This is a genomic window from Ideonella sp. P3_A4, from assembly GCF_056403075.1.
This window is the reverse complement of the sequence record NZ_JBFUGE010000470.1, coordinates 1-4,674: the sequence shown is the minus strand read 5'-3', so window position 1 is coordinate 4,674 and position 4,674 is coordinate 1. Positions and strand designations below refer to the sequence as shown.

At 63.5% G+C, this 4,674-nt stretch carries 3 protein-coding genes; all 3 read right to left on the bottom strand.

Annotated features, from left to right (window positions below; all coding sequences use genetic code 11):
- Positions 1-410: 410 nt before the first annotated feature.
- The gene (locus tag AC1DYI_RS27010; RefSeq protein WP_477207209.1) at positions 411-2,264 is read right to left on the bottom strand and encodes an ABC transporter ATP-binding protein; all 1,854 of its coding nucleotides are present in this window, start codon (positions 2,262-2,264) and stop codon (positions 411-413) included.
- Positions 2,265-2,278: 14 nt separating this feature from the next.
- Positions 2,279-3,730 (bottom strand): ABC transporter permease, encoded by a 1,452-nt coding sequence (locus tag AC1DYI_RS27005; protein WP_477207208.1) that lies wholly within the window; start codon positions 3,728-3,730, stop codon positions 2,279-2,281.
- Positions 3,731-3,767: 37 nt separating this feature from the next.
- Positions 3,768-4,674 (bottom strand): ABC transporter permease (locus AC1DYI_RS27000; RefSeq protein ID WP_477207207.1); only part of this gene is annotated, 907 nt, incomplete at its 5' end.

Genomic DNA, 4,674 nt, shown 5'->3' with positions numbered 1-4,674 from the left:
GAGCATGGGCGACGGAAACGCCGGTAGCCAAGGTGCCGAAAGCGCAAAGCAATCCTGCACAAAGCTTGGTTCGTTCAAACATGAACTATTCCTGTGAACAAAGGTTGAGGGATGGAAACCTGCATCGGCGGGGGAGAGAACAGGTCTCGTGAGCCCGAACTGCCACGTCGAAAACATGTGTCTGAATTGTCACTGAGCAGCGTAAAAGGCCCGCACCTGGGAAACCCCTTTTGGCCTCGAAAACCCTCTGCGATGTTGCGCCAAAGCTGCAACTTTCTCAGGGAACAACAAGTTGTCTAGTCAATCGCGGGCGAAACAGCCGCCGAATACGGCTCGGCGCACCCAGCGGCCGAGCCGGTGTTCTTGGGCAATCAATGCGCAATGCCGCGCTTTCACCGATTGAAGGCCGTCTAGACAGCCGTCGCCAACCTCGGCACAGAGGCAATGAGCTTCTTCGTGTAGGCGTCGCGCGGACGGCCGATCACCTCGTCGCAGGTCCCCTGCTCCACGATGCGGCCGGCGCGCATCACGGCCACTTCGTCGGCGATGTACTCGACCACGCCGATGTTGTGCGTGATGAACAGATAGGACACACCGAGCTCGCGCTGCAGGTCGCGCAGCAGGTTCAGGATCTGCGCCTGCACCGACACGTCCAGTGCGGACGTCGGCTCGTCGCAGACGATGAGCTTGGGCTGGACCGCCAACGCGCGGGCGATCGCAATGCGCTGACGCTGGCCGCCCGAGAACTCGTGCGGGTAGCGGTCCAGCGCGTCCCGGCGCAGTCCCACCTGATCGGTCAGACGTTGGAGGCGATCGCGGCGTGCGGTGGCATCCAGGTCCGGCTGCAGCGACAGCAGGCCTTCTTCGAGGATGTCGAACACACGCATCCGCGGGTTCAGCGAGGCAAACGGATCCTGGAAGATGATCTGGATGTCGCGCCGGGCCTTTTGCAGCGGCTCGCCTTCCAGCTCGAACAGGTTTTGCCCTTCCAGCAGCGCCATGCCCTCGAAGGTGGCCTGATGGCGCAGCAGCTGGACGATGGCCTTGCCGGTCGTCGTCTTGCCGCAACCGGATTCGCCGACCAGCGCCAGGGTCTGGCCCGGCTGGACCTTGAAGGAGATGCCGTCGACCGCGTCGAAGTAACCATGCACACGCTGCAGCAGGCCCCTGCGGATCGGGAAGCGAACGCGCAGATGGTCAATCTGCAACAGCGGCTGGGCGCCGCTGGCGGCTGCAGCCTTGCCGGCTTGGATCGGCGCCGCGGCGGGCACGATGTTGATGATGGCCTCGGTGGCCTGAGCATCGTGGCCCGGGGCATAACGCAGACAACGCACAGACCGGGACCCGGCCAGGTTGTACAGCTCAGGCAGCGTCGTCTTGCAGGCCGGTTCGGCGCAATAGCAGCGAGGCTCGAAACGACAGCCCTCGAACTGAGTGGTCAGCGGCGGCACCGTGCCGGGAATGGCGGCCAGTGATTGACCACGGCGGGTCGAATCCGGCAGCGCGCGCAGCAGTGCCTTCGCATAAGGATGCTTCGGCGCCGAGAAGAATTCTTCGGCCGTGGCCACCTCGATGATCTGGCCGGCATACATCAGCGCCACGCGATGCGCCATGCCTGAAACCACCGCCAGATCGTGGGTGATCAGCAGCAGCCCCAGGCCATGCTCTGCCTGCAACTGCTTCAGCAGGTCCAACACCTGGGCTTGGATCGTCACGTCGAGCGCCGTGGTGGGCTCGTCGGCAATGATGTAGTCGGGCTCGCCGGCCAGCGTCATCGCGATCATCACGCGCTGCTTCTGACCACCGCTCATGCGGAAAGGGTAGTCGTCGATGCGGCGCTCCGGCTCGGGGATGCCGACCTTGCGCAACCAGTCCAGCGCCTTCGCACGGGCCGCTTCGCCGCGCAGCGGCGTGTGCGCCTCGATGGCTTCGACGATCTGGTCGCCGATCTTCATGACCGGGTTCAGGCTGGTCGAGGGCTCCTGGAAGATCATGCCAATGCGGCCGCCGCGCACCGCGCGCATCTGCGACTCGGGCAGCGCCAGCACGTCTTCCTGATCGACCAGCACATCGCCCGAAGCGATGTAGCCGTTTTCGGGCAACAGGCGCATCAGCGCGAGCGCCGTCATGCTTTTGCCGCAGCCCGACTCACCAACCAGCGCAAAGGTCTCGCCGCGCTGCAGCGTCAGCCGCATCCCGTCGATGGCACGCACCAGACCGTGCTCGGCATCGAGCTCGACCTTGATATTCTTGATTTCCAGCATGGCTTACTCGTCCCTCAAGCCGGCTTCTTTTGATGGGTGATCGGTCGCGGGCGGAACACGCGGGCCCGCGGGTCGAATGCGTCGCGCACGCCGTCGGCGAACAAGTTGGCCGACAACACCAAGGTCACCATGAAGATGAAAGCTGCCGCAAAGGGCCACCAGACCACCGGGTCGCGGCTCATCTCGTTGCGGGCAAAGTTGATCATGCCGCCGAAGCTGTTCATCGACGGATCCACGCCCACGCCGACATACGACAGCACGGCTTCGTAGAGGATCAACGCCGAGAAGTCGAGCACCGTGACGATCAGGATCAGGTGCACCACGTTCGGGAAGATGTGCCGCATCATGATGCGGGCCTGGCCAACGCCGAATGCGTTTGCCGCCTGCACGAACTCCAGCTCGCGCAGCTTCAGCGTCTCGCCACGCAGCAGACGGCACAGACTGGCCCAGCCGGTCAGGCCCAGCACCGCGCACAGCAGGAAGAGCTTCAGGTCGGCCCGCTCGACACCGGTTTCGAACAGCTCGGGGTGCTTGTCCAGGAAGACCTGCACCATCAGCACGCAGGCAGCGATCAGCAGGATGTTCGGGATTGATGACAGCACGGTGTAGAAGTACTGGATCAGCTCGTCGACCCAGCCCTTCAGGTAGCCACCCATGATGCCCAGCACCACCGCCAAGGGCAGCGTGGCCAGCGTGGCCAGCGTGCCGATCACGAACGCGGTGCGGATGCTCTTCAGCGTCTGGTACATCACGTCGTTGCCGGTGATGTCGGTGCCGAACACGTGGTAGTTCCCCATCAGCGAGATCAACACGCCGATCGGCAGGCCCAGGCCGAACAACGTCCAGCAGGCCGCCATCCAAGGCACCGGGGTTTCGTGGCGGCGAATCTTGCCGAAGGTGGTGGACCACCCTTCCCTGCGGCTCCGTGATACAGCAGCGATCAGCAATGCGCACAGCAACGCAGCGACCACCGCACCGGCCAACGCACCCACCACGACGCGTTTCGTCACGTCACCCGACCACTGGGTGTCCGGATCGGTCAGGTGCGCGCCGCCGAACTTCAGGCGCGGCGCTATGCGCTCGACCTTGCCGTTCACATCGGCCGATTCCTTGGTGAAGCCCACATAGGCCAAGGGGCGCGAATAGGTCGACTCACGCGATTGCACGACCTGGCGCAGCCCCGCGTCCAGCACCGACAGCACACGCGTGTCGTACACCACCTCGCTGCCGGCAGGGGCGCTGGCGGCCGGTGGCAGCACCGGCCGGAAATGCACGCTGTCGGCCAGAGTGACCAGCAGGCAGGCCAGCAAGACCAGCGACGACGACAACGCCGGCGCGTTGCGGAACACCTTGCCCCAGTTGGCGGACAGGTTCGGCTTGCGCGCCACCGTCCAACCGTAGGCCACCATGGCGACGATCAGCAGCCAGACGGACACGTCGGTCCACAACATCACAAACTTCGGCATCACCGAGACTCCAGAGTTCTTTCGTTTTGGCCAGCGATCAAGCCAGGCGCACCCGGGGGTCGACCCAGGAATAGGCGATGTCGATCAGGACGTAGGTCAAGATGTAGAGCAACGAGCCCACGAACACCATCGTGCGGACGATGGCGAAGTCCTGCTTGCCGATCGCCTCGATCACGTAGGCGCCGAGGCCCGGGATGCCGAAGAAACTCTCGAACACCAAGCTGCCCATGAACACATAAGGCAGGTAGCCACCCATGCTGGTGATGATCGGGATCATCGCGTTGCGCAGCACGTGGCGGAACAGAACTACGTACTCGCTCAGGCCCTTGGCACGCGCCGTGCGGACGTAGTCCTTGCCGATCTCTTCCAGGAACATCGCGCGGTACAGGCGCGCTTCCGTGCCCAGGCGAGACAAGGCCGACAGCATCACCGGCAGCACCAGGAAGCGGACCAGATCCAACCCCTGCGCGTAGCCCGAAATGGGCACCAGCTTGAAGACGCGCGAGAACAGGTACTGGCCGACGATGATGTAGAACAGGCTCGAGATCGACAACATCAGCACACACAAGACCACGCCCCATAAGTCGAGCTTGGTGTGTCTGAACATCACGAGCAACAACGCGAAGCCTGTGCTCGATATCACCTGCAGCAAGAAGATCGGCAATGCGAGCTGCACGCTGACCCACATGCGCGTGGCCACCTCGTGGCCCAGATCGCCACCACTTTCAGCATCGGCACGGCCGAAGTTCAGCGTGAACAGCGAGACCGAGCGCTCCCAGAAGATCGTCTCGGTCAGCTTGTTGCTGCCCTCCAGCTTGTCGTTCCAGTACAGCGGCTTGTCATAGCCGCGCTCGACCTTCCACTTTTCGATCAGCTCCTGCGTGACGCGCTTGCCGCCGATGTTCAGACGCGCCATGTCGTCTGGCGTGTTGACGGTGAAGAAG

Excerpts from the sequence above, each read along its gene's own strand:
- AC1DYI_RS27010 (WP_477207209.1), bottom strand. The coding sequence starts at position 2,264 with ATGCTGGAAATCAAGAATATCAAGGTCGAGCTCGATGCCGAGCACGGT.
- AC1DYI_RS27005 (WP_477207208.1), bottom strand. The coding sequence starts at position 3,730 with ATGCCGAAGTTTGTGATGTTGTGGACCGACGTGTCCGTCTGGCTGCTG.